The sequence below is a fragment of the Bacillus sp. TE9106W genome, assembly GCF_054062215.1.
In genome coordinates this window covers 1-24,332 of the sequence record NZ_JBSSFA010000016.1, presented here as the reverse complement: position 1 = coordinate 24,332, position 24,332 = coordinate 1, and the positions used below count along the sequence as shown (strand labels likewise).

The following is a 24,332-nucleotide window of genomic DNA, read 5'->3' as shown; positions in this document are numbered from 1 at the left end:
ACCTCACTTTTCATACATCGTAATATAAACCTTTGATTTTTCTGGATTTCCTAGTTGATAAACTTTAAAATCTTCAAACTTCTTAGACTTAAAGGTAAAAACATATTTATTATCTTTTGTCTTACACAGGTTTATTCCTAATATAATAAGTGCAATATTTGGGAATATATCTGTACTTTTCATTATTAAAACATAAATCAACATTTGAATTATTATAAAGATAATAATAGCCACACATAAATTCCCTTCTATTATCAGTACGGCCGGCAATATGTTACCTAGTAAAAATGATATTACACTTCCATTTCTTTCTTCCAATTTATCTTCTTCAAAAGTTTTTCTATTAGGTGGTAAAACTTGATTTGTAGAAGAAGCTGTATATTGTTTGATTAATAAAATTCTAAGAATCAATATAAAAAGTATCAAAATGATGAATAATAGTCCACACCACCAATAAATATTCAAATCTATTGTCACTATCTTGATATTCCACTTCATCTTAAAAGGATGTTTAAATTTATCGTCAATTTGCAATAAAAATAGAAAATATGCAGGTGACATTGCTGTTATAAAATATAAAACTTTATAAAACCACTTAGTTCCATAAAACAAACTTAAACACCTCCACCTATTATTTATTGTTATTATAACCAATAATAGTATTTAGAGTGTTATTTTAAAGAGCATGAACTTTATTCATGCTCTTATATATTATATAAACATCTGTTGTATAAAGCCCTTTTTCTGTTGTTGTAAGATTTCGAGTTTCTGTTGTTCTAGTTGAATTTTTTTATCTACCTTAGCAAAAAAATTAGATATCCTTTTTTGTTCGACATAAGAAGGGATTTTTACTTTTATATCTTTTAAAAGAGGGTATTTCAAATTCCACGTATCTGAAGTAAGTCCTTGGGAATATTTTTTAAATTCATATAACATACGATCTGTTTTAAATAAGTATGCAAAAAATAGGCTATCAACATTTTCCTTTGGCTTTAATATTGTATATGCAGGACTTACAATACCAGCATATTTTGAACGCCCACTGGCACCTTGCCACATTCGCATAGAATTATAGGCTATATCTCCTGGTAAAACTCTCTTGTAATTAGATTTATCTTCACTAGACGTATCTTTTTTCATATCTGCACGGTCTGTAACACCGTGTCTAATAGTAACTGCCAATAAATTATATTCTATATAACCTTTTTCAGATCTTTCTTCAAATACATTTTGTAATTTAACTAAGCTCCATGTTGACTGACTTTGTTCAAAGATTTGCTGCATATACCCTTTTTTCTGTTCATTCAGCAAATCAATTTTTTCTTGTTGGAGTTGTAGTTTTTTATCTATTAGCTCTAAGAAATCAGAAATTTTCGCTGCTTCTTCAGTAGAAGGTAACAATTCTTTGAGCTCGATAAATTGCGAATAATGTACTCGTTGCTTCTCAATTAAACTACCAGTAGCAATTGATTTATATTTCCAAATCATTTTGTTAGACTTCAAATAATTAACTAAGAAGAAGTTTTTATAATTCGATATATTTCTAAAAACATTATAATATCCTGATACGGAAACTGCTTTATTTTCAGTAAATAATCCAAGCGCACCTATTGTCATATTCATAGGGTTAAAAACGAAGTCGTTCGGATGAACAATTTTAAAATTCTCATCTTTCTTTACTAAAAAATCTCGTTTATATCTATCTGTCTTTGGAGTAATACCTTCTGCTACAGTCAAACTATATAAAGGATATTTTTCCATATCACCCGTTCTTTCATTTCTTTCTTCAAAAAGTGTTTTAAATAATATTCTCTTCCAATCCCCACTAAATCCCTTAAACCTCAAATTTGGTACATTCACATTTTACACCCCCAATTCTTTGAAGTAGGCTACTAGTTCTTCATCAACTTTTGTAATCTCGCCATCAATTTCTTGTAGACGTTTAGCTACCGCATTTAGATCAACTGGTTCTTCTTCTTCAAAAGTATCAACATAACGTGGGATATTCAGGTTATATTCGTTATCTTTGATTTCATCAAGAGTTGCGGTGTATGAATATTTATCAATTGTCTCACGATTTAAGTATGCTGAAACAATTTTATCAACGTTTTCATTAGATAAATGGTTTTGATTTTTTCCTTTTTCAAATTCATTAGATGCATCAATGAACAATACATTGTCATCATGCTTACGGCATTTTTTGAACACGAGAATACATGTTGGAATACCCGTACCATAGAAAATATTGGCCGGAAGACCAATAATCGCATCTAGATAATTTTTTTCTTCGATTAAATATTTTCGAATAACACCCTCAGCTGCACCACGGAATAGAACACCATGTGGAAGTACAACCGCAAATATACCATTATCCTCCAATTGATGAATATAATGTTGTATAAAAGCAAAGTCAGCTTTAGACTTTGGTGATAATTTTGCATAGGCACTAAAGCGCTCATCATCTTTGAATTTATCATCAGCACTCCATTTTGCACTGTATGGTGGATTCGCTACAATTGCTTCAAAGCGTTCATCTAAGTGTTGTGGTTCTTCTAATGTATCCGCATTTTTAATATCGAAGCGTTGATATGGAATATCGTGTAATAACATGTTCATTCGTGCTAAGTTATACGTTGTCGATACTTTTTCTTGACCGTAATATTTATATACCTTCGCTTCTTTACCAACACGTAATAATAATGAGCCAGATCCACATGTGCCATCGTAAACGCTACGAATTTCTTCTTTTCCAGCTGTTACAATTTTCGCTAAAACGCTTGATACTTGTTGAGGTGTATAGAATTCACCTGCTTTTTTACCTGCATTCGCTGCAAATTGAGAAATCATATATTCGTAGGCATCACCTAAGATATCAATTTCCACATCATCTTGTAAAAATGGAATTTCAGCGATATTCACAATAACTTTTGCAATTAATTTAGAGCGTGCTTCTACTGTACGCCCAAGTTTTGATGAAGATAGATCCATATCATCAAATAAGTTTTGGAAATCTTCTTGGCTTTCTGCACCCATTGTTGATGTTTCGATTGCTTTAACGCCATTTTGCAGCATTTCAACATCAAATTCACCTTTTTCGATTTCTTTTACAAAGTTTGAGAATAAATATTGCGGTTCAATTACATAACCTAACTCCCCAATTAAATATTCTGCTAAATCTTCTTTATACTCCTCATCAGTCCATGCTTCTGCAAACGTCACATTATCTTCTTTAAGTAATTTTTCTGCACGAAATTCCACTTTTTCAGATAGGTAACGATAAAAAATTAACCCTAAAATATAATCTTTAAATTCATATGCATCCATTTGTCCACGTAAATCGTTCGCCATTGCCCAAAGCTTTTTATGTAATTCAGCTTGTTGCTGGCGTTGTTTTTCACTTGTTGTCATAACTAATTATTCCTCCTATTGTTTCGTAAAATTGACTAATTTTTGGTGAATTAATTGTTGCTCTAGCTTATTTTTCTCTTTTAGAAGCTGTTCTTTTTTTCGTTTTAATACAGCTATCTTTCCTAAAATTAGCTGCTTTTCATAGCTAGGTAAAACCAACTCGATATCTTTTATATTCGATAGTTTTAAAGAAGAGATAATACTTCCTTGTGAAAATAGTACAATTTGTTTTTGAATCGTTGGATGTTCATTTATCAACCACTCAATAAAGTGAAGATCTACTCGATCTTTAAATGTGATTTTCACAAAATTATTTGTTAACACAAGGCCACTATACTTTTTAGGAAGTAATGCCACTTTTTGAGAAAGTGTATGCATCACTAAACTATTTGTATCTGTTTTTAGCTCTGGTGTTATTTTTTCATGTTTTACAAACACCGAATGGTCTTTATCTTTCGAAATACGGTAATCAAGCCCTAGTGTTTCATTAAACTCTTTTAATGTAAGTAACTGTACTTGAACGCTACCTTCATTTAGCTTTGATGTTTCAATCCGATTAATAAATGCTCCTTGTGTTACTACTGCATAGTCACTTAGCTTCAAGCATTTCCCTCCCCTCTTCACAATCACCATTCTAAATGATATTTTAAAAAATATCAATATAAAACGATTACTTTTTTGATATTTTTTAAAATAACACAAAAAAGAGAGGCTCCCCCCTCTCTTCTATGAACCATATTTTTCTGTATGTTCTAAAATAAAGTCTTTTATAGCCTTTATCGATTGCTTACGTTTTTTGAATCCACCTGTTAGATGGTCCATAATGACACTTTGTTCAAACAGATTTGAATATTCATAGGTCGCAAGCTGTTCTTTTAACACACCATCTTCAATACCAACTTCATTCGCAAATAAAACGATTTCTTTTTCACCCATTTCGTTTTCAAAATTGGTATAGGCATCTAAAATGGAATCCTTATCTGATAATTGCGGTACAACTTTGTCTAAAAACGTTTTAATCAAGTCTACTTTTAAACGCAACTTGGCATCTGAAGCATGATCTAATTCTTCTTTAATAAGACGAATTTCATTATCTCGCTCTTTTTCATTATCTAATGTTAAATTTGCAATTAGATTCATAATATAACTAACATTAATACGATCTGTATGCATTAACTCCATTTCAAAATCAATGTCTTGAAGAATTGATTCTTTTTGTGTTTCCTCTTTTTTCATACCTTCATAGATTTTAAAATATTTACTTTTATAATCCTCATACGATTGTTCAGAGATATTTAATTCTTTTTCATCAAATTCAAAATCAGAGAATGATTGGAGACGTTGAAGCATCTTTGTTACATTTTTAAATGCAATAATAAACGCTCGCTTGTCCTCTTCCTTTTCCAATTCATCTACTTCTTCTGGAATCACAGCTACCTCTCGTAATTGTTGTAATGCCTCTTTGAATTTAGCCAAATACTCGTCATAACTTTTCATTAAAACATCATCAACAAAATTTGTTTTAGAGAACAAGCGAATTGTTTCATCCGTTTCATTTTTGAGATTACGATAACACACGACATTCCCATAAGGTTTTGTCGCTTTCTCTACACGGTTCGTACGACTATAAGCTTGCAATAAATTATGGTACTTTAAGTTTTTATCCACATATAGAGTATTTAACGGCTTACTATCGAATCCTGTTAAGAACATATTTACAACGATTAGAATATCAATTTGCGCATTTTTCATTTTTTTCGATACGTCAGAGAAGTAGCGATCCCATGTATCGGTTGAAAAATCTGTACCATACATTTTATTGTAATCAGCAATCATACGGTCTAACGCTTCACGTGAATGTTCTTCTGTACCATCGCTTTCTTCATTCGCGCCGAACGAATAAATCCCAGCGATTTTTAAATTATGATTTTTCTTTTTGAAAATGTCATAGTATTTAATTAGTGTTTGAATCGAATCAACTGTAAATAACCCACAATATCCTTTACTTTTTGCACGTCGATTATGATTGTCTAAAATATGATCCGCAATCATTCCCAAGCGTGTTGAATGATGCAACACTTCATCTGTATCAATGCCCTGCACTTTCGTATTATCACTATTATCTACATTCGATTTAAATGTACTGATATATTCTACAGAGAAGCCCAGTACGTTACCATCACGGATCGCATCTTTAATCAAATAGTGATGTAAACATTTTTCAAATAAATCTGCTGTTGTACGTCCATCTTGGCTTTTATTTTCCTCAAAACGAGGTGTTCCTGTAAAACCAAAGTACTGTGCATTTTGGAAATGATGGTCAATATCTTTACGCATATCACCAAACTGACTACGGTGGCATTCATCAATAATAAATACCACATGATCTTCTTTATACGGCTCCATAATTTTCGCATAACGAGGATTTTTCACCGCATTACTCATCTTCTGAATTGTTGTTACAATGAAGCTTTTCATTGGATTTTTGATTTGCTTAATTAATTCATCCGTCTTATCTGTTCGGTCTACAGAACCTTTCTCAAACTTATTGAACTCCGCAATTGTTTGGCTATCTAAATCTTGTCGGTCTACAAGGAAAAATACCTTTTTTATACTCTCTTCATTCGCCAAAATTTGTCCGGCTTTAAACGAAGTTAATGTTTTACCTGAACCAGTCGTATGCCAAATATATCCATTGTTATTCGTTTCAGTTGCTCGTTTTACTAATGCTTCCACTGCATACACTTGATAAGGACGCATTACCATTAAGGCTTTATCTGTATCGTTAATGATCATATATCGACTAATCATTTTTGCTAAATGACATGGTTGTAAAAATGATTTTGTAAATTCTTGTAGGTTCGTAATAATATTGTTTTCTTCATCTGACCAGAAGAATGTAAATCCAAATTGAATTGCATAGTCTGAGTTAGAGAAATACTTTGTATCCACACCATTACTAACGACAAAAACTTGTAGAAAATGATATAATCCCTGGAATGAATGACGACGATAACGCTGAATTTGATTAAATGCTTCTTTAAAATCTAGACCTCTACGTTTTAATTCAATTTGAACGAGTGGTAATCCATTGATTAAAATAGTCACATCATAGCGGTTCTCATATTTTCCTACAGCCGTTGTCTGTGTTGTCACTTGGAATAAATTTTTACACCAGTCTTTTGTATTTAAGAGCTCAACATATAACTCTGATCCATCTTCACGCTCAATTAGTAATTTATCACGTAGGATTTTTGCAGAATCATAAATACTTTTCCCTTCAATTGCTGTTAAGATTCTTCTAAATTCTTTATCTGTAAGAGACTGCCCTGCTAATTTATGTTTATTAAACTCATTTAATTGGTTTCTAAGGTTTGCTAGTAGCGCATTGTAGTCAGGAATCTTCACTGCTGTATAGCCTTGATTCACTAATTGACTATGTAGATTTTTTTCTAACTGTGCTTCTGATTGGTATGCCATTTAAACTCCTCCATAACCCACATATCTACTTTTATATATTCAGAATATATTTATCTATAATCATACCACCAAAAACAATTTCTGTATTAATATTCCACGAAGTAAATTTCTAATTTTTTTTATGGAGAAGTATATAATTTGTCAAACTAGCTTTTCAAATAACAATTTAGCTTTATGTATAACGCTTTTCTTACTGTGTTTAGCTTTTTTTACAACAATACCTTCTCTTTCTATCCCCATAATCATTTCCTTGGCCCAAACACCACTTTTATCCACTAAGCCCGACAACATGTCTTGAATAATCGAAGACCATTCCACACTGATAGTTACGGACAATATCAACATAGATAAAGAACGACTTTCTCGTTCTATTTCCAAAACTTTGTACTGTCTCCCATTAAATAATTCTATACTAGCTACTATGTACTTACGATTTGTAATTCCGTCATCTAAGTAACTAAATTTTCGCTTTTCACTCCCTGTTGGTAATATACCTGTAGCTACATTAATTGCTTTAACTTCCGGATAACCTTCTAAAACCTTAAGCAAATTAATAAAATCCAATAATTCACCTTGTGCCTGTATCTCATATAAAGATTTATTTTCTATTCCTCTTGCAAGCTGATTACCGCCAACATCAGCCGTAGATCTTCGTCCATTATCCTCAATGAAATAACGTTTTGTATTTTCATCTTCTTGTGTTCGTTGCTTATTAGAATTTCTACGAACTTTTGTTACCTTTGGAATTTTTTCATATTCATGAATTTGATTATCCATTTCTATTAAATCAAAATCACCAGTTGTTCCATCAGCTTTTTCATCTAACTCCATTCCAGACTCATCAGTACTATCATTCTGCTTTGGGTGAACCGTATATTTTTTAGCTTCGCTTGACCTTTCATTTTGCACTATCTCTGGATGAGTAAATGAAATCTCTTTATAAGGAATCTTTTTATTTTTAACACTCTTTATTCGAAGGATAGTTCCTCCCACTACACTTGATTTCACAACAGCAGTAACGGTAATAGGTTGCTTGAATAACCAATCAAATCGTAAGACTCCTGTATTAATAAAGGTATAAGCTGTATTTTCGAACACTTGTCTTAGATCTGAATTTGTTAAAAGCCATACTAGCTGGAATAAGTAGGAGTCTTTCGTATACTTACGATGATATTGTGATGAAAAATCTAGATGTAGCTTATTGGGCTCGTATTGCTCAATAAAATATTGCGGAAAAGAATTCGTTTCAAATAAACGATATAATAAGAATCGATTTGGCGCTAAAATACTACGCACAACTTCAATAAGGGGCAAGATATATTTTTTATTTCGGTATGAAACAGTGAAACTACGTGAAACATCTTTATCATTTGTACCAAATATGCTCCAAGCTCTTTCTGAATAGGTCACAGTGTTTGGATAAATTGTAATTTCGACTTCTTCTATACCTGACGGAGGAATACTTTGACTAATGTCGCCGTTCATGTAGTAATGCTGAATAGCTAAAGCTGGCAATGTTCCCCAATCAACTACTAATTTTTCAGTCCTATCATTCACTCTAAAATAAGCCTGGATCATCGTTTTTTTATCTTGCAAAAAAGGAGAGCTAATCCAAGTTAATTGAGCTTGCTCTCCTTCATCAAATGGCCAATTATTCAGTTTAACCTGTTGTTTTCTCATCGTTACTCACATCCTGTTTCTTTTTTAAATATTCTTCTAACTTTGGTTTTATTTCATGAAAATGATGCGTTTTTACTGCTGCTATACGCTGTACTTTCCATAGTATAACTGGTTCATCCATCGTTATCATTTGGTCAATCACTTTACAACATCTACGAATTTGAAATTGCTCGACTGACTCAGTTATTTCTTCTAATAGTTCCTTCGTCTGCGATAGTTTATCTACATGACGCTCCAAGTTCGCTAATATTCCTAATCGTTTACCTATCGCTGAAACCGTTATTCGAATAGGTCTTTCTTTTGCTAATAACTCTTTATAGAGCACTTTTATTTTTGCAACATATTCTCTATCTCGTTTATTCCAGTCTGCTGTTTTAGTTGAATCTAGCTTTTGTTGTTTTATAGGCAAATTCTTCATCAACCATTCTTTATCATGCCGATATAAGAACATATATTGCTTTTTAAAACGTTCTCTCAAAGCTGTACGAGATAAATTAGGGAGTTTCTGTATACCTTCTATCAGCTCGTTTCTATACTGTTCAAATAACACTTTATTCTCTATTTTTGCTTGGTTACTTACTACCTCATGTCTCTCTAAATACTTTTTAACTGTCTTGGAATCGACTCCTAATTCTCTCGCAATTGCTCTTGTACCAAGTCCTTTCTTAGACAATTGTTTAAGTTTTGACTCCCACACTTCACCAAATACTTTTACTCTTCCTATGCGAAATCGATCTTCTAAAGACATATCAGGACCTTTTCTTGTATAGACAAAGCCACACGAGCAACTAAATGTACCAATTGGAACTTTTAATTTAGAGTCTCTTTTAATTTCAACACTAGGAATGACAAATTCTCTATAGTGTTCTGCTGCTTTATTCAAACAAGGCCACGGCCCCGTACCAAACCGCCCTACATCAGCCTCTTGATTCACAAAGTCATCTATATCTTGTTCTAAGAAATAAAGCATTAACAAATGCCTAAAAGGATGTACATGGCGCTTGGTATTACGAGTAATCACCTTTAACCAGTTATACTCATCCGCTATATTTAGAGTACTCTCATACTTTTCTAAAAAGCCTTTAGGGAACTTATTTTTAAACGCTTGATACAATTCTTTTTGACGTACTCGATTCGAAACTGTAATCAGATTTAATTCAAACAATGACGCACGGTATTTCAGCTTAATATCTTCACGTGAAAATTTATGCAATGGTAATTGCAATAATTTATATGCTTGTTTTGATAAGTGAATTGAAATTTTTGCAAAAGGGTCAGCCTTATAAATAGAAGATAGATTCATATTTTTTAACTCAAAACGAATGTATTCAATACGGCTAGCTGTATCTACTGGGTATTTTCTCAATTGCACCTCATGGTGTGGACAGTAATCAATGCCTTGTAGCTGATGCTCCCGATGTATATATGGCTCTCCAAATTGCCCTACATCAAATTTCGTACATTCCGCACAATAATAGAGTCCTTTTTTCTTACAAATGCTACCTGCAATCATACCGAGTCTTGTATAAAGTGCTTGTCCATTACTAGCAACATCTCGTAGAATTTCTTGCTGACGCTGCTTTGTTAAAAATATTGCATAATAAGGATAAATTGTATGATTAGCCAATATAGTCTCAACAGAATAGTTAGAGCCTAGTTGCTCAGCTAATATAGCAAAATGGCTACCAATCTCCACACTCGGAATCACAGAACGACTTTGAAACACTTCTTCTAATGTGTCTTTACAATCAAGATTGCCACTATAAAAGTGATAACGTGCAATCGCTGAATACATCAATTCATCTGGATATGGATTAGTGAAGAATGTTAACATTTTTACATCCCCCTAGTAAAATTCCTCTAATGGATTTTTCATATAGCCATTAGCTGCCAACAGTTCATATGAATGTTTCTTTTTCTGTATAGCTTGTTCTCGCGACTTTAATAATGGTAATAATTTTACATTTCTAATGCTGTTCTTAGACTTTTGTTCTTTCTTCTTTTCATTTAATACTAGCACTTGCTGAATAGACTCTAACTTCAAAGTATTGTAGTCACTATCAATAGGTTTATTCTCTACAACTTTTGTTATGAGCTTCCGAATATCATTAGCATCCAATGCATCAAAAATCCCTAGTGAAGCAACTTCAATGCTTAAACTTTCAATCGTATCTTGCCTCTTATATTGCAACGTATTTTGACGTTCTTTCATCGCGGCTTTGATTTTTCCCTCGTACTCTGTATTTTGCTTATGGTTTATCATCAAATCATCCAAATTAATCATAATATCTTCATACTTATACATTGCCTTCAAATCATTTTTACGAATGGCATTAAGCATCGGCTGAATAATTTTCATATCCTCTTTAGCTGTTTTCTTTAGCACGCGAGAAGTAATAACCTCATTTTCATTTGATTCATCAAATAGCGCTCGCTCCTGCGCTAGAATAAACAAATTTACAGCCACCGAAGTAATTCCTTGGCATTCTTCATAAAACGTCTTTTTAATTTCGTCAGTAAGCTCCGAACGGGTTTTTAAACATTGTAATTCCCATAATGTTTCTAAAAAGAACTCCCATTCCTCACTGTCCTCAGCCATACGATCCCAAATAATTGCGCCATCACTTGCTGCGCGACGAGCTTGACGAAAGTTTCCTTTAAATAACTGTTGTGCCTTCGAAGTACCAATTAACACGGTAGGGATACCGACTGTATTTGATAATGTAACAAAAAAGTTCAACATCTCTTCTTGGTCATTTTTTGAATGTAGTAAATGCTGAATTTCATCAATAACTAACACACCGATACCATACATACTGGCTAAAGAAGTCATGTGTAACAGCATTGTTGACGTAACACGATTTAAATAACCATACTTCTCTAAATAACGAGTACCGAGTAGATCATCAATCGCCTTGAAGAATCCTTTACACATTGTAGATAAACTACCATCATACGGACAATCAATTTTAAGCCAAACAATTTGTGTACGATTAAACGGTTGGCTTTTGTAAGCTTCATGTTTAATAACTTGCGGATACATAAGTAGCAAACGCTCAATTGCTGTGGTTTTCCCAATACCTGAAATGCCAATAATCGATAAACTATCTGCTGTGGAACGAATATAATTTAATCGCTCATCAATATATTTATGTGCTTCCTCTTCATCTTCTCTTAGCTGGTGTAAAACCCGAATACGCTCTAGAAATGTTTTATCTAATGGATTACGTGCTAAATATCCTCGGCGAATTAAAGTCGATAGGCGACGCTCTACTTCAAAATGGATAGGCAAAGGTTGAATGAAGTTTTTCACACGCTTCAACACATGATAGCGAATGTTCGTTTCACTTTGTTTATCTTGCTTTGTAATACGTGGCGTTACCATAAATCTTTCTAGCACATCATCCTCATCAAAAATTGATGGAAGAACTTCAATAAAGGGATTATTATGATACTCAGATAAATCCTGCGCTTTATAATGCGCTTTCTCAAAATCACCTTTAAGAACAAGATTATTCGTCTTTTCCAAACTTCTCATCTCGCTTTTTCTTTAATTTTTCCATTAGGCGAGAGCTAGACTTTTTAGATAGCTCACTTTGTACCTTTTCTTTTGTAGAAAAATCAATTACTTCTGCTTTCTCACTAACAGCCGCTGGTGACAAATCAAACTTTTCTTGCTGTCTATTTAACTGCTTTTCCGTACTTTTATTTTCTCTAATAGATGAAATTTTTTCTCTTTTGCTAGTAGATGCGTTTAAAAATTGATGTTTTTTGTTCTTTGCCTTTTTAATAATTTCATCCATCTTTGCATCTGTATTAATCGTTAGTTGTATTTGATTGGAACGTTCGGTCTCTTCCAATTCACTTCGTAATTGTTGTTGGAAAATAATTTCTTCTAAGAGGTCGTTGCGATATTGTTGACTTGGCTCAAGTAAAATACAAGACTCGAAATCCATCCCATTATCATGCGGAATATAAATTTTCTCTATGTTACGTGGATCGTAAACTATTTCGATACTCGTATTTCTTAGTTTTAGGTACCATTGCTCTTCAACAGCTTGTTTTGAACCATATAATAGATTTTTAAATTTAATACCAGCTCTAGAAATGGTAGCGTTTCCTCGTGGCAAAACATTTAGCCTTAGAATATTTCTATCAACAGCTCTTAGTCTTCCTTTACGATTTTGAATCCCCCAGTTCCATAATTTGATTGGAGTTGGTACTAAGCCATCTGTAATCATTTCTTTTTCCATTGGGTATTTATCAATAATTTTATGATTATGATGAAGCACCAGCGTAATAATTATTGCTGTAAATTCTTTAAGGCTTAGAGTCGCATCCAAGCGATAATCTCTATCTCCACGTTCACGGTATTCTTTTTGAATAGCACCTGGCGCCTTTTGTTTCACCTTGCCATTCAATGTACGAAATTTACGTTCTACAATCCCCTTTAAATCCCCTCGATAAGCGGTTGTATTTTCAATTTTGATATTTAAATTATTGATTAAGTTTTCGACAGAGTAGCCTTCAAACTCACCTCGATCGGCAATAATGATTTCAGGTAAATGTTTTGTAGGCCACTGTTCTTCTGTAATATCAATTCCATATTCTTTACAAAACTCAACTTTATTTGCCACCATATTATCTAGAGTCATCATCGCACCTAACCATGACGGACCTTCCAAACCCACATATAATCCAGTAATGGTTCGTGAATACACATCAATTAAAGCGTAAATAACTGGGCGACCAATCACTTTATTCACATCAAACGAACTGACTAAGTAAATATCCGCAATTGTCGCATCAATTTGAAAGCGAGTTCCCGGACCATTTGTCTCAGATTTAGAATCACTTAAAATTGGTCGATGCTTTAGTTCAAATTCTTTCGCACTTTTACGGAATTGAATATCTTTTTTCGGGTCTTCCAATTTTTTAAACCAATAATAAAACTGATGATAAGACGGTATTCGATTTGTTTCCCATACTAGATACTGTATTTCACCATTTTCTTTATAGCGATCTGAATAAAAGTCACGCAGAATAAAATGATATACGTCTTTTAATGAATAGTTATTTATCTTGCGGTAGTACTTATTAATGGCATGCTCGAACTGTAACTTCACTTCACCTGTTATATTGATACCAGTTTGATAATTCCCGCTGATATTTACCCTTCTCGGACGGCCTACCTTATTATTTGTTAAAGCTTTCGTTCTTCCTTTACCACCTGAATTTGCATAGTCTGGTAGCATAGCATTTTTATTCATACCACGCTGCCAATATCGACTGATGAGCTTTTTCACCTTAGTAGGAGTTACATTTAACTCTTCTGCAATTTCCTTTATTTTTGTCTCTCTTCCACGTTTTTTCAGCAGTATATCTATATGTTTCAAACAGTATTTTTGAATAGTATCCCAATCATCTTCACGCTTTTGAATTTGCACTTCTGTTAAGTCACTATTGACTACAACTCTTGCGAAAGGATCTGCTATCACCAATAATTCCTTTTGTTCGATTTCTGTAACTAATGTGGTATATAACTCTTTTTTAGGCATAGATGTATGTGCATCAATATCCACAATAAAAACATACGAACCTTCTATTTCAACAACACGGATTCGCTTAAAATCCTTTACATATTGAAGTACTTGATTAATATAAATCATCCATACTTCACCTTCTTCATCTTACTTTCATCAATTGACTTAATATCAACAGGCTCTTCTAAATTTAGTGGTTTAAGCATATCTATCACAATAATTTTCCGTGCAAGTAAATGATAAAAAAGGGTCACACTACTACCAAAAGGCAAATGTGTATCTGCATCAAATTCACTTGTAATAGTACGGACACTACGTGAATCATTTAGTAATCTTTGCATCAATGATAAAGATAAATCCTCGATAAGCTGTGAACTCATTTCCTGAAATGCATCGTAATCTCGAATATCGTAATAATCATGAATATAGCTAATATTCCGTGCCATTATTTTATGAATCTCTTCCTCTGTAACAATACCCCAATCAATGTCTCGTCTCTGCCAATACTCACGCTCAATCTCAAATTTTTCAAGTACACGCTCCTTCAATAATTCATCCTTCATTTTGACTGTACGAGCCACCTCAAACACACCTTGTCCTTTATCCACTGTTAATAAAAAATCCGTTGTCATCACAATCGATTCACCAGTTTTAGGGTCAGTAGGATGCTTAATACCTAACTCATCTGCAATGACAATTGTTTCTTCCAACGGTAGTAAAGGAAATTGCTCCCGAATATCAATAATAAAATCGGAATGTTCAGTTAAATAAAAGTAGTTTCGTTCTAAATCCGATAAAAATTCATGTTGCCTACTCGTTTTTATTCCTTTTAAACGAGTTGAACGACCTTCAGAAGATACATCTTGAATCTTTAGCCACGGTTTATAATCTGCGCCTATCCCTGAACCTCGACCTTGTTTAATCCACTTTTCAATTTCAGATGTTCTTTTTCTTTTGGACATAAAAACACCCCTTTAGACAATCATATCTAAAGGGGTAAAACGGTGCAACTTTTTTATAAACGGTATAACTTTATTCAAAACGGTACATCTTTTTTATAAACGGTACGACTTTATTTCAAATCTACACTATATTTACTAACCTACTAATCTCCTACTCAACCGTAACAGACTTAGCTAAGTTACGTGGCTTATCAACGTCACACTCGCGGTGAAGTGCTGCGTAGTATGAGATAAGTTGTAATGGAATAACTGCTACTAACGGTGCTAGGGCTTCATGTACAGCTGGTAATACGAAGCTGTCACCTTCCATTTCTAAGCCTTTCATTGAGATGATACATGGGTTAGCTCCGCGTGCTACTACTTCTTTCACGTTACCACGAATTCCAAGGTTTACGTGTTCTTGTGTAGCAAGTGCGATAACTGGTGTACCGTTTTCGATTAAGGCGATTGTACCGTGTTTTAATTCTCCTCCAGCAAATCCTTCTGCTTGGATGTAAGAGATTTCTTTTAGCTTTAACGCGCCTTCTAATCCTACGTAGAAGTCTACGCTACGTCCGATGAAGAAACAGTTACGAGTTGTTGCTAAAAATTGTTTTGCTAATGCGTCCATTTCTTCTTTTTGATCGCAAAGTTGTACCATTGCATTTGCTACAAGTCCTAATTCGTGTGTTAAATCGAAATTAAGAACTTCACCTTTTGCTTTAGCAATATCCGCTGCTAAAATTGAAAGTACTGCAAGCTGTGCTGTGTAAGCTTTCGTTGATGCAACTGCGATTTCTGGTCCCGCGTATAACGGAAGTGTATAATCAGCTTCACGAGAAAGCGTAGAACCAGGTACGTTTGTAATCGTTAATGCTTTATGACCCATTTCATTCGTTTGTACAAGTACTGCACGGCTATCAGCTGTTTCACCACTTTGTGAAATGTAAATGAAGAATGGTCTTTCTGTTAATAATGGCATGTTATAAGAGAATTCACTTGCTACGTGCACTTCAACTGGCATTTTTGCAAACTTCTCGATAAATTGTTTTCCAACAAGACCTGCATGATAACTTGTTCCACATGCAATAATGTAAATACGATCGCTATCTAAAATCGCATTGCGAATGTCTTGATCTAATTCAATTTCGCCATTTTCATCTTGATACTTTTGAATTATATTACGGATTACAAGTGGTTGCTCATCGATTTCTTTAAGCATGAAATGAGGATATGTTCCTTTTTCAATATCACTTGCGTCTAATTCCGCTGTAAACGGTGCACGTTCAATCGTTTCACCTTGTAAGTTTTTAATTGTAATACTTTCTTTCGTTACAATTACGATTTCTTTATCCATCAATTCAATAAATTGATCTGTAACTTGTAACATCGCCATAGCGTCGCTCGCCACAACATTAAAGTTGTCACCAACACCTACTAATAGCGGGCTTTTGTTTTTAGCAACATAAATCATGTTTGGATTTTCAGCATCAAGTAATCCGATTGCATAAGAGCCATGTAAAAGAGATAGCGTATTACGGAACGCTTCTTCTACACTTAGTCCTGTGCTCACTTGTTGTTCCATAAGCTGTACGATAATCTCTGTATCCGTTTCACTTACGAACGTTACATCTTGTAAATATTCCTTTTTCACTAATTCATAGTTCTCAATTACACCGTTATGAACTAGTGTAAAACGTTTTGATGTACTTTGATGCGGATGCGCGTTTACTTTGCTTGGAACACCATGTGTAGCCCAGCGTGTGTGACCGATTCCCACGCTTGCTGCTACGTTCTCATCTACGATTTCGCGAAGTTTTGCAATACGGCCTTTTTCTTTGTATACAACAACACCGTTCTCTGCTTGTACTGCAATACCTGCTGAATCATATCCACGATATTCTAGCTTTTCTAAACCTTTTAATAAAATTTCCTTTGCATCTTGCTCTCCAATAAATCCTACGATTCCACACATGTTTAGTCGCCGTTACAAATGCTTACACTGCTCTGCGAACATGTAACGACATAGTCCGATACCATTTTTATTTATACTAAAAAACGGATTACATATTGCTAGCCCTGTAAGCTTGTAACGGCTTTCACCTTCCTCTCGATTGGGTTTAAGTCCGTATATACTTATACAGCTAGTTTGTATCCGTTCCTTTTCTCTCATCACACTTTCACCTTTGTCCACTAAGTCACCTTAATGATTTAAGTAAAAGCTTGCGGTTGTGATGAACAACCGGGAGTCATCCGCCGAAATCTCGATAAACCCCACCTCGTCAACTACACTACTTGTAGTTCTGGCGCTTCTATAATTTACAATATTTCCTTTGAGAAAAAGAACAAGACCATCTTATAACAAACATAGATAAACCGTCAATGAAATTTTTTTCATCATCTATAAAACATATGAAAAAGGAGCACTTCTTGTGCTCCTTTTTCAATAAATTTATCAAATTATTCAGCGCCAACTTCCGCTTTCACAACTTCTACAATGCGATGTACATATGCATCACAAACTTCTTGTGTTGGTGCTTCTGCCATTACACGAATAAGTGGTTCTGTTCCAGATGGACGAACAAGAATGCGGCCATCACCGTTCATTTCTTCCTCTACAACACGAATAATTTCTTTAATTTTTTCGTTTTCTAATGCTAGTTTTTTATCTGTTACACGAACGTTTACTAGTAATTGTGGGAATTTTGTCATTTCTCCTGCAAGCTCAGATAATGGTTTTTTCGTCATTTTCATGATGTTTACAAGTTGAAGTGCACTTAACATTCCATCACCAGTTGTAATGTAATCAAGTAAGATAATGTGACCTGATTGTTCTCCGCCTAGGTTATATCCCCCGCGTTTCATCTCTTCCATTACGTAGCGGTCACCAACTGCTGTTTTATCACTTGTAATACCGTTAGCTTCAAGTGCTTTGTAGAAACCTAAGTTACTCATAACTGTTGAAACAACTGTATTGTGCTTTAGTTGACCAGTTTCTTTCATGTACTTTGCACAAATAAACATAATTTGATCGCCATCAACGATGTTTCCTTTTTCATCTACAGCGATTAAACGGTCACCATCACCATCGAAAGCAAGACCAATATCAGCACCTTTTTCTTTTACTAATTCAGCTAATACTTCTGGATGTGTAGAACCTACTCCATCGTTAATGTTCATACCGTTTGGTGAAGTTCCCATTGTTGAGATATCAGCTTCTAAATCAGCAAATAAGTACGGAGCTAAAGAAGACGTAGCACCATGCGCACAATCTAAAGCGATATGTAAACCAGAGAAATCTTCCTCTACAGTTTGTTTAATGTATTGTAAATATTTTTGTCCACCTTCAAAATAATCACTCACTTGTCCAAGGTTAGTACCCGTTGGACGTGGTAATTCATCAACTTCTTTGTCTAATAAAGTTTCAATTTCTGCTTCCTGCTCATCTGTTAATTTGAAACCGTCTGAACCGAAGAATTTAATTCCGTTATCTTGTACTGGATTATGAGATGCAGAAATCATAACACCTGCTTGTGCATCTAACGCTTTTGTTAAATAAGCAACACCTGGTGTAGAAATAACACCAAGACGCATTACTTCTGCTCCAGTTGATAATAGACCTGCTACTAAAGCTCCTTCTAGCATATGTCCTGATATACGTGTATCACGGCCAATAATTACTTTTGGACGATCTGTATCTTTTGTTAATACATAACCACCGAAACGTCCAATTTTGAACGCTAATTCAGGTGTTAACTCCTTATTCGCAACCCCGCGTACTCCATCTGTACCAAAATATTTACCCATTATGATTCGCTCCTTTTTCTGGCTCTTTTTGATTATCTACTGTTGGCTCTTGGCTAGTTTCTTTATCTTTATTTTGTTCCGGTTCCTTCTCCTTTTCCGGATCAGGATCAGGATTAGGTTCTGGTTCAGGATTTTTTGGTTTTTCAGTTTGATTATCTTGATTATTATTTGAATTTGGTTGTTCACCATTACCCTGTACTTCTTTATCGGGATTTTCTTTCTTCACAATTGTGACTTTAGCACTTTTTTGTTTTGGCTCTATTGAAATATTACTAGGGCCACTCACTTGAATGGCAACATCCTTCGTCCCAGGAGACACATTTTGTAGATTAATCACTGCTGTTATTTGATTAGCTGTTATTTTATCTACTATACTTGTTTCTCCTGAAATATCAACGCTTATCTTCCCATCTTGCGGCGAAAGTAACTGAGCCGTAACGTCTTTCGAAAGTCCATTTTTTTGAATTGATATACCATCAATCGTTCTTGTTTTCGTTTGTTTTGTTTTTTGTACGCCTACTGAAACCTTCACTTGATTTGGTTTCGCACTTGTTACACCCTTTGGTAATAAAACAGAGGTATCGAATGTTGTAGACTCTGTCAATTGACTAAGATCTACTTCGACCCCCTCTATCGATTGTATATTATCCAATATATCTTTTGGACCTGCTATCGTTACTTCTCTCGGCTCAACGCTAATATTTGTAACGGCCAATCCTTCCGGTAAACTCCCCTTTTTCGTATATGCTATAGGAACAGTTTTTTCAGTATTATTGGCCGTAGCTTGCGTCGCCACATTCAACGTTACACTAATCTTAGATGGACTCGTTCTTACATTTAAACGTTTTCCTTCTTTATTGTATAATGTAACTTCGGGCGTTTTTGTAACAGTTTTATTAACACCTTTTAAATCAACATACGCTTTGGCAGATGAAATACTTTCAATTTCTTCTTTCGTCCCAACTACCTCAACAGTATCCGGTTTAAGGCTTGATTTTTCGAGAGTAGCCCCCGCTGGCATCTGATCCTCATTTGATAATTTCAGATCTACATGAACATATTTTCTCGCCTTTTCATGAAGAGTAACTTTAATTGTTGATGGCTGAACTGTTCCTTTCACATCATCTGGAAGTCCGTTCGTTTTCAAAGAAACTTCATAAGTTCCTTTTTCGCTATCTCTCAAATCAACTGGTATATCAAATTGTTTTTTTGCCTTTGCTGTAGCAACTGCTGCTTTTGGACCCTCTAACTTCACCTTAACGCCCTCTGCCGGAATACCACTTACAATATATTTCTCTTCATCATACTTAACGTTAATAGCATAATTAGTTAGTGTTTCTTTCGCATCATTTGCAAAAGGTAGTATCCCCGATGTCGTATTTTTTTCAGTTAAAGTCGCTGACATAAAAAGCATACACGCCAATAGTAATGAGATTCCTTTTAAAAACCAATGATTCTCCATTAACTTATCCATGACGCTTTCTCCTCCAATTCCATAAAGACGAAGAAGTCGTTTTTTCGTTCGCACTAAATTCAGCTAACAACATATCTTTCAGTTGTTCTGTCTTCAAATCACGATGCAACTTACCATTTTTCGTTAGAGAAATTTGGCCTGTTTCTTCCGACACAACTACTGTAATACTATCAGTAACTTCACTAACCCCCATTGCAGCGCGATGCCTAGTTCCTAACTCTTTAGAAATAAATGGACTTTCCGACAACGGAAGGTAACAAGCTGCTGCTTTAATCGTACTTCCTTGCATAATTACTGCTCCATCATGAAGAGGTGTATTTGGAATGAAAATATTAATGAGTAATTCCGATGATACGTTTGCATTTAGCGGAATACCCGTTTCTACATAATCCCCCATACCTGTCTCTTTTGACAAAGTAATTAACGCACCAATTCTACGTTTACCCATATATTCCGTTGCTTTCGCTATCGCTGTTGCAACCATTTCAGGCTCATCATCCTCATGAGTTCCAGTACGCGAAAATAAACTCCCGCGTCCTAACTGCTCAAGTGCTCTTCGCAATTCTGGCTGGAAAATAATAATAACGGCTAAAAATCCCCACGTTAATACTTGTTCAGTTAGCCAATATAGCGTTCGCAATTCAAGGAAAATACTGATCATCCGAACGACAATAATAACTGTAATCCCTTTTAAAAGTTGAACAGCTTTCGTCCCTCGGATTATGAGAATTAGCTTATATATAATAAACCATACAACGGCAATATCTAATGCCGTACTAAGATATTTCAAAATGGTCGTATCTTCAAAAGGCATGCTAACCCTTCCTCCTACTTACGAGCAATTCTATCCATATATTGAAATATTGTTTTATGCTCTATCTGTATGTATTTCCAACAACTAGTTAATTATACCATACATGAAACAAACGACAATTACAAACAACCCCCTTTAGTCTAAATTGGTAAGATGTCAAACATTCTTATCGTACAGTATAATATAAATCATTATTATACGCCTATTTTCAAATAAAAAAAGCAACTTCTCAGTTGCTTTTCTTACATTTATTTTAGTTTTTCACCGAATAAAGAACCCATTAAAGCAACCGCTGTTGTTGCCGTTCTATTTCGCTCATCTAAAATCGTATTTACCTCAACAAACTCCGCAGATGTAACAATATCAGCTTCCGCTAACATCTCCATTGCTAAATGGCTCTCACGATAAGATAGGCCACCAATTACAGGTGTTCCAACTCCTGGTGCATCATGAGGATCAAGACCATCTAAATCTAATGATAAATGCACACCGTCAGTATGAGATAAATATGCAATTGTTTCTTCCATAACAGCCGTCATACCCATACGATCAATCTCGTGCATTGTGAATACTTTAATACCTTCATTGCGAATAAAGTCTTTTTCTCCTTCATCTAACGCACGTGCACCGATAATGACAACATTCTCTTTTTTCACCTTTGGATATGCCCCGTATAAATCTACAAGCGTGGGATGTCCATACCCTAAACTTGCTGCAAGTGACATACCGTGAATATTCCCAGATGGTGAAGTTTCTTCTGTATTTAAATCACCATGTGCATCGTACCAAATAACACCTAGGTTTTTATAATGTTTCGCCACACCAGCTAATGTACCAATAGCGATACTATGATCGCCACCTAATACAAGTGGAAAACGCCCTTCTTCTATAATATGATCTACCTTACTTGCTAATTCGTTACATACAGTTGCAACTTGTGTAAGGTTTCTTAAGCTTGTATTTACATCTACTTCTTTTTCTCTCTCTATACATATATCTCCCATATCTTTAACGTCATATCCAATTTCTTCAATTCTTTCAATTACACCTGCATAACGGATTGCGCTCGGTCCCATATCAACTCCACGACGCATCTGCCCTAAATCCATTGGAACTCCAATAACCGAAATTTCTTTTTTCATAGATAGTATCCCCCTTCTGTGCCTTCACTAAATATTTTAAATCTTTTATATAGTCTGACTCAACTCGACATTTTTCTGTATGGATATACAAATTATTCACTTATATCCGCTTAAAAATCCAAATGTTAAGACTATTCTATGTATAAAGTTAACTTAATGAAGCAACTACCATCATTATTATTAAATAATAATAAAAAACACTCCCCCATTTAGAAGTGTTTTTCTGATGCTATTTTCCACACTGCTGCAATATTCTTCGCTGTCATTTCGATATTCTCTTCTGCTACTTTATATGCCTCCTCTAATGTCATCGGACTTGTTGTAATACTAAATACTGCGTCAATTCCTTTTTCATGAACAGCGGTGTAATTCGGAGATACAGATCCTCCAATAGCAATGACAGGAATGTGAAAATGCTTTGCACGCTCCGCAACACCTACTGGGGCCTTTCCATATGCTGTTTGTTCATCTATTCTTCCTTCACCAGTTATAATTAAATCTGCACCTTCTATATGCTTATCAAAATTTGTATAATCTAATACAATTTCAATTCCTCTACGCAAGTTTCCCTTTAGCACTGCAATAACAGCTGCTCCCATACCTCCCGCAGCTCCTGCACCAGGTATTTTAGATACGTCGCAATATAGGTATTGTTTAAGAATATGCGCATAATGCTTTAAATTCTCATCCAGCTCTTTCATCATCTCTTCATCCGCACCCTTTTGTCGCCCAAACACGAAAGATGCTCCCCTTATTCCAACTAACGGATTATCTACATCACATGCTGCTTCTATCTTTATATGCTTTAAGCGTGAATCCATTTGTGAAAAATCAATAGAGACAATCGAATGTAGCGTTCCACCAGATGGCTCTATTACTTCTCCTTTTCCATTTATAAACCTGACTCCTAAAGCTGACAACATCCCCGCTCCTCCATCATTTGTAGCACTTCCTCCAAGTCCTAAAATGATATGCTCAGCGCCTTCGTCTAGCGCATGTAGTATAAGTTCTCCTGTTCCTTTCGTCGTTGTAACAAGTGGATTTCGTTTTTTAACCGGAACATGTTGTAATCCTGATGCTGCTGCCATTTCAATAAACGCTGTCTTTTTATCTTTAGACATACCGTAAAAGGCTTGTACACGTTCTCTAAGCGGCCCTGTTACATGAAGTGATATAATTCTCCCCCTTGCGGCATCAACAAGTGAATCAACCGTTCCTTCTCCTCCATCTCCAATTGGTATTTTTACATACTCTGCTTTAGGGAAAATTGCTTCAAAACCTCTTTCAATAGCCTCACATACTTCTATAGCTTTTAAGCTTTCTTTATATGAATCAGATGCAATAACAACTTTCATAATTATCTCCATCCTTTATTTTCACGTCTTCTCCATTTTAAATGACAAGTATGAAAGTTGTCTTTTTAAACACAAAAAAAGCTTACATCATATGATGTAAGCTTTCTCTATTAGATGGAGCCTAGCGGGATCGAACCGCTGACCTCCTGCGTGCAAGGCAGGCGCTCTCCCAGCTGAGCTAAGGCCCCTTAGTAATTAAGCGGAAGACGGGATTCGAACCCGCGACCCCAACCTTGGCAAGGTTGTATTCTACCACTGAACTACTTCCGCGAAAATGGTGAGCCATGAAGGACTCGAACCTTCGACCCTCTGATTAAAAGTCAGATGCTCTACCAACTGAGCTAATGGCTCGTAAATGGCTGGGCTAGCTGGATTCGAACCAGCGCATGACGGAGTCAAAGTCCGTTGCCTTACCGCTTGGCTATAGCCCATTAATATTTACTAGTATGGTTATCTTTTCAAAAAAATAAACCCTCTCAGGTTATTTTAAAGAAAATGGTGGAGGGGGGCAGATTCGAACTGCCGAACCCGAAGGAGCGGATTTACAGTCCGCCGCGTTTAGCCACTTCGCTACCCCTCCGACATTTTAAATATATATGGTGGAGGATGACGGGATCGAACCGCCGACCCCCTGCTTGTAAGGCAGGTGCTCTCCCAGCTGAGCTAATCCTCCAAAAGTGGTGACCCG

At 35.0% G+C, this 24,332-nt stretch carries 17 protein-coding genes and 6 tRNA genes; all 23 read right to left on the bottom strand.

The features are described 5' to 3' along the window. Positions 1-3 precede the first annotated feature (3 nt). The gene (locus ACVWY7_RS22760) at positions 4-612 is read right to left on the bottom strand and encodes an antibiotic resistance protein VanZ (RefSeq protein ID WP_229136836.1); all 609 of its coding nucleotides are present in this window, start codon (positions 610-612) and stop codon (positions 4-6) included. Positions 613-711: 99 nt separating this feature from the next. Then, positions 712-1,860, bottom strand: coding sequence for a restriction endonuclease subunit S (locus tag ACVWY7_RS22755; protein ID WP_061685165.1), 1,149 nt, complete (start codon positions 1,858-1,860; stop codon positions 712-714). Between the two features lie 3 nt (positions 1,861-1,863). Then, positions 1,864-3,408 (bottom strand): type I restriction-modification system subunit M, encoded by a 1,545-nt coding sequence (locus ACVWY7_RS22750; RefSeq protein ID WP_061685166.1) that lies wholly within the window; start codon positions 3,406-3,408, stop codon positions 1,864-1,866. Positions 3,409-3,423: 15 nt separating this feature from the next. After that, the gene (locus tag ACVWY7_RS22745) at positions 3,424-4,011 is read right to left on the bottom strand and encodes a restriction endonuclease subunit S domain-containing protein (protein WP_061685167.1); all 588 of its coding nucleotides are present in this window, start codon (positions 4,009-4,011) and stop codon (positions 3,424-3,426) included. Between the two features lie 123 nt (positions 4,012-4,134). Further along, positions 4,135-6,888, bottom strand: a complete 2,754-nt coding sequence (locus ACVWY7_RS22740) for a type I restriction endonuclease subunit R (protein ID WP_061685168.1) — start codon at positions 6,886-6,888, stop codon at positions 4,135-4,137. A 141-nt stretch (positions 6,889-7,029) separates the two neighbouring features. Beyond that, the gene (locus ACVWY7_RS22735) at positions 7,030-8,568 is read right to left on the bottom strand and encodes a Tn7-like element transposition protein TnsE (RefSeq protein ID WP_061685169.1); all 1,539 of its coding nucleotides are present in this window, start codon (positions 8,566-8,568) and stop codon (positions 7,030-7,032) included. Next, positions 8,549-10,402: a TnsD family Tn7-like transposition protein gene (locus tag ACVWY7_RS22730; RefSeq protein ID WP_061685170.1), complete on the bottom strand. Its 1,854-nt coding sequence runs from the start codon at positions 10,400-10,402 to the stop codon at positions 8,549-8,551. The genes ACVWY7_RS22735 and ACVWY7_RS22730 overlap by 20 nt, the downstream gene beginning before the upstream one ends. A 12-nt stretch (positions 10,403-10,414) precedes the next feature. Next, positions 10,415-12,106, bottom strand: a complete 1,692-nt coding sequence (locus ACVWY7_RS22725; protein WP_061685171.1) for an ATP-binding protein — start codon at positions 12,104-12,106, stop codon at positions 10,415-10,417. After that, on the bottom strand, positions 12,081-14,237 hold the full coding sequence (locus tag ACVWY7_RS22720) for a Mu transposase C-terminal domain-containing protein (protein ID WP_061685172.1): 2,157 nt from the start codon (positions 14,235-14,237) through the stop codon (positions 12,081-12,083). Before ACVWY7_RS22720 ends, ACVWY7_RS22725 begins: the two co-directional genes overlap by 26 nt. Beyond that, positions 14,234-15,073, bottom strand: a complete 840-nt coding sequence (locus ACVWY7_RS22715) for a heteromeric transposase endonuclease subunit TnsA (RefSeq protein WP_061685173.1) — start codon at positions 15,071-15,073, stop codon at positions 14,234-14,236. The genes ACVWY7_RS22720 and ACVWY7_RS22715 overlap by 4 nt, the downstream gene beginning before the upstream one ends. Before the next feature lie 151 nt (positions 15,074-15,224). Further along, positions 15,225-17,027: a glutamine--fructose-6-phosphate transaminase (isomerizing) gene (gene glmS / locus ACVWY7_RS22710; RefSeq protein ID WP_000334149.1), complete on the bottom strand. Its 1,803-nt coding sequence runs from the start codon at positions 17,025-17,027 to the stop codon at positions 15,225-15,227. 12 nt (positions 17,028-17,039) lie between these two features. After that, complete coding sequence (locus ACVWY7_RS22705; protein ID WP_001208183.1) at positions 17,040-17,225, bottom strand: hypothetical protein; 186 nt, start codon at positions 17,223-17,225, stop codon at positions 17,040-17,042. Positions 17,226-17,512: 287 nt separating this feature from the next. Next, complete coding sequence (glmM, locus tag ACVWY7_RS22700) at positions 17,513-18,859, bottom strand: phosphoglucosamine mutase (protein ID WP_105989758.1); 1,347 nt, start codon at positions 18,857-18,859, stop codon at positions 17,513-17,515. After that, complete coding sequence (locus tag ACVWY7_RS22695) at positions 18,852-20,333, bottom strand: CdaR family protein (RefSeq protein WP_000359573.1); 1,482 nt, start codon at positions 20,331-20,333, stop codon at positions 18,852-18,854. The genes glmM and ACVWY7_RS22695 overlap by 8 nt, the downstream gene beginning before the upstream one ends. Further along, the gene (gene cdaA / locus ACVWY7_RS22690; protein WP_001115700.1) at positions 20,326-21,147 is read right to left on the bottom strand and encodes a diadenylate cyclase CdaA; all 822 of its coding nucleotides are present in this window, start codon (positions 21,145-21,147) and stop codon (positions 20,326-20,328) included. Before cdaA ends, ACVWY7_RS22695 begins: the two co-directional genes overlap by 8 nt. Positions 21,148-21,395: 248 nt before the next feature. Next, entirely contained in the window at positions 21,396-22,289 is an 894-nt protein-coding gene (gene rocF, locus ACVWY7_RS22685) for an arginase (protein WP_000711570.1), read from the bottom strand. A gap of 209 nt (positions 22,290-22,498) precedes the next feature. Then, complete coding sequence (locus tag ACVWY7_RS22680; RefSeq protein WP_456523986.1) at positions 22,499-23,644, bottom strand: glycerate kinase; 1,146 nt, start codon at positions 23,642-23,644, stop codon at positions 22,499-22,501. A 115-nt stretch (positions 23,645-23,759) separates the two neighbouring features. Beyond that, positions 23,760-23,832 (bottom strand) — tRNA-Ala (locus tag ACVWY7_RS22675). A gap of 10 nt (positions 23,833-23,842) precedes the next feature. Further along, a tRNA-Gly gene (locus ACVWY7_RS22670) sits at positions 23,843-23,914 on the bottom strand. Positions 23,915-23,919: 5 nt separating this feature from the next. Further along, positions 23,920-23,995: transfer RNA gene (locus tag ACVWY7_RS22665), tRNA-Lys, on the bottom strand. 5 nt (positions 23,996-24,000) lie between these two features. Continuing rightward, a tRNA-Gln gene (locus tag ACVWY7_RS22660) sits at positions 24,001-24,075 on the bottom strand. A 65-nt stretch (positions 24,076-24,140) separates the two neighbouring features. Next, a tRNA-Tyr gene (locus ACVWY7_RS22655) sits at positions 24,141-24,224 on the bottom strand. A gap of 17 nt (positions 24,225-24,241) precedes the next feature. Beyond that, a tRNA-Val gene (locus ACVWY7_RS22650) sits at positions 24,242-24,317 on the bottom strand. Positions 24,318-24,332 lie beyond the last annotated feature (15 nt).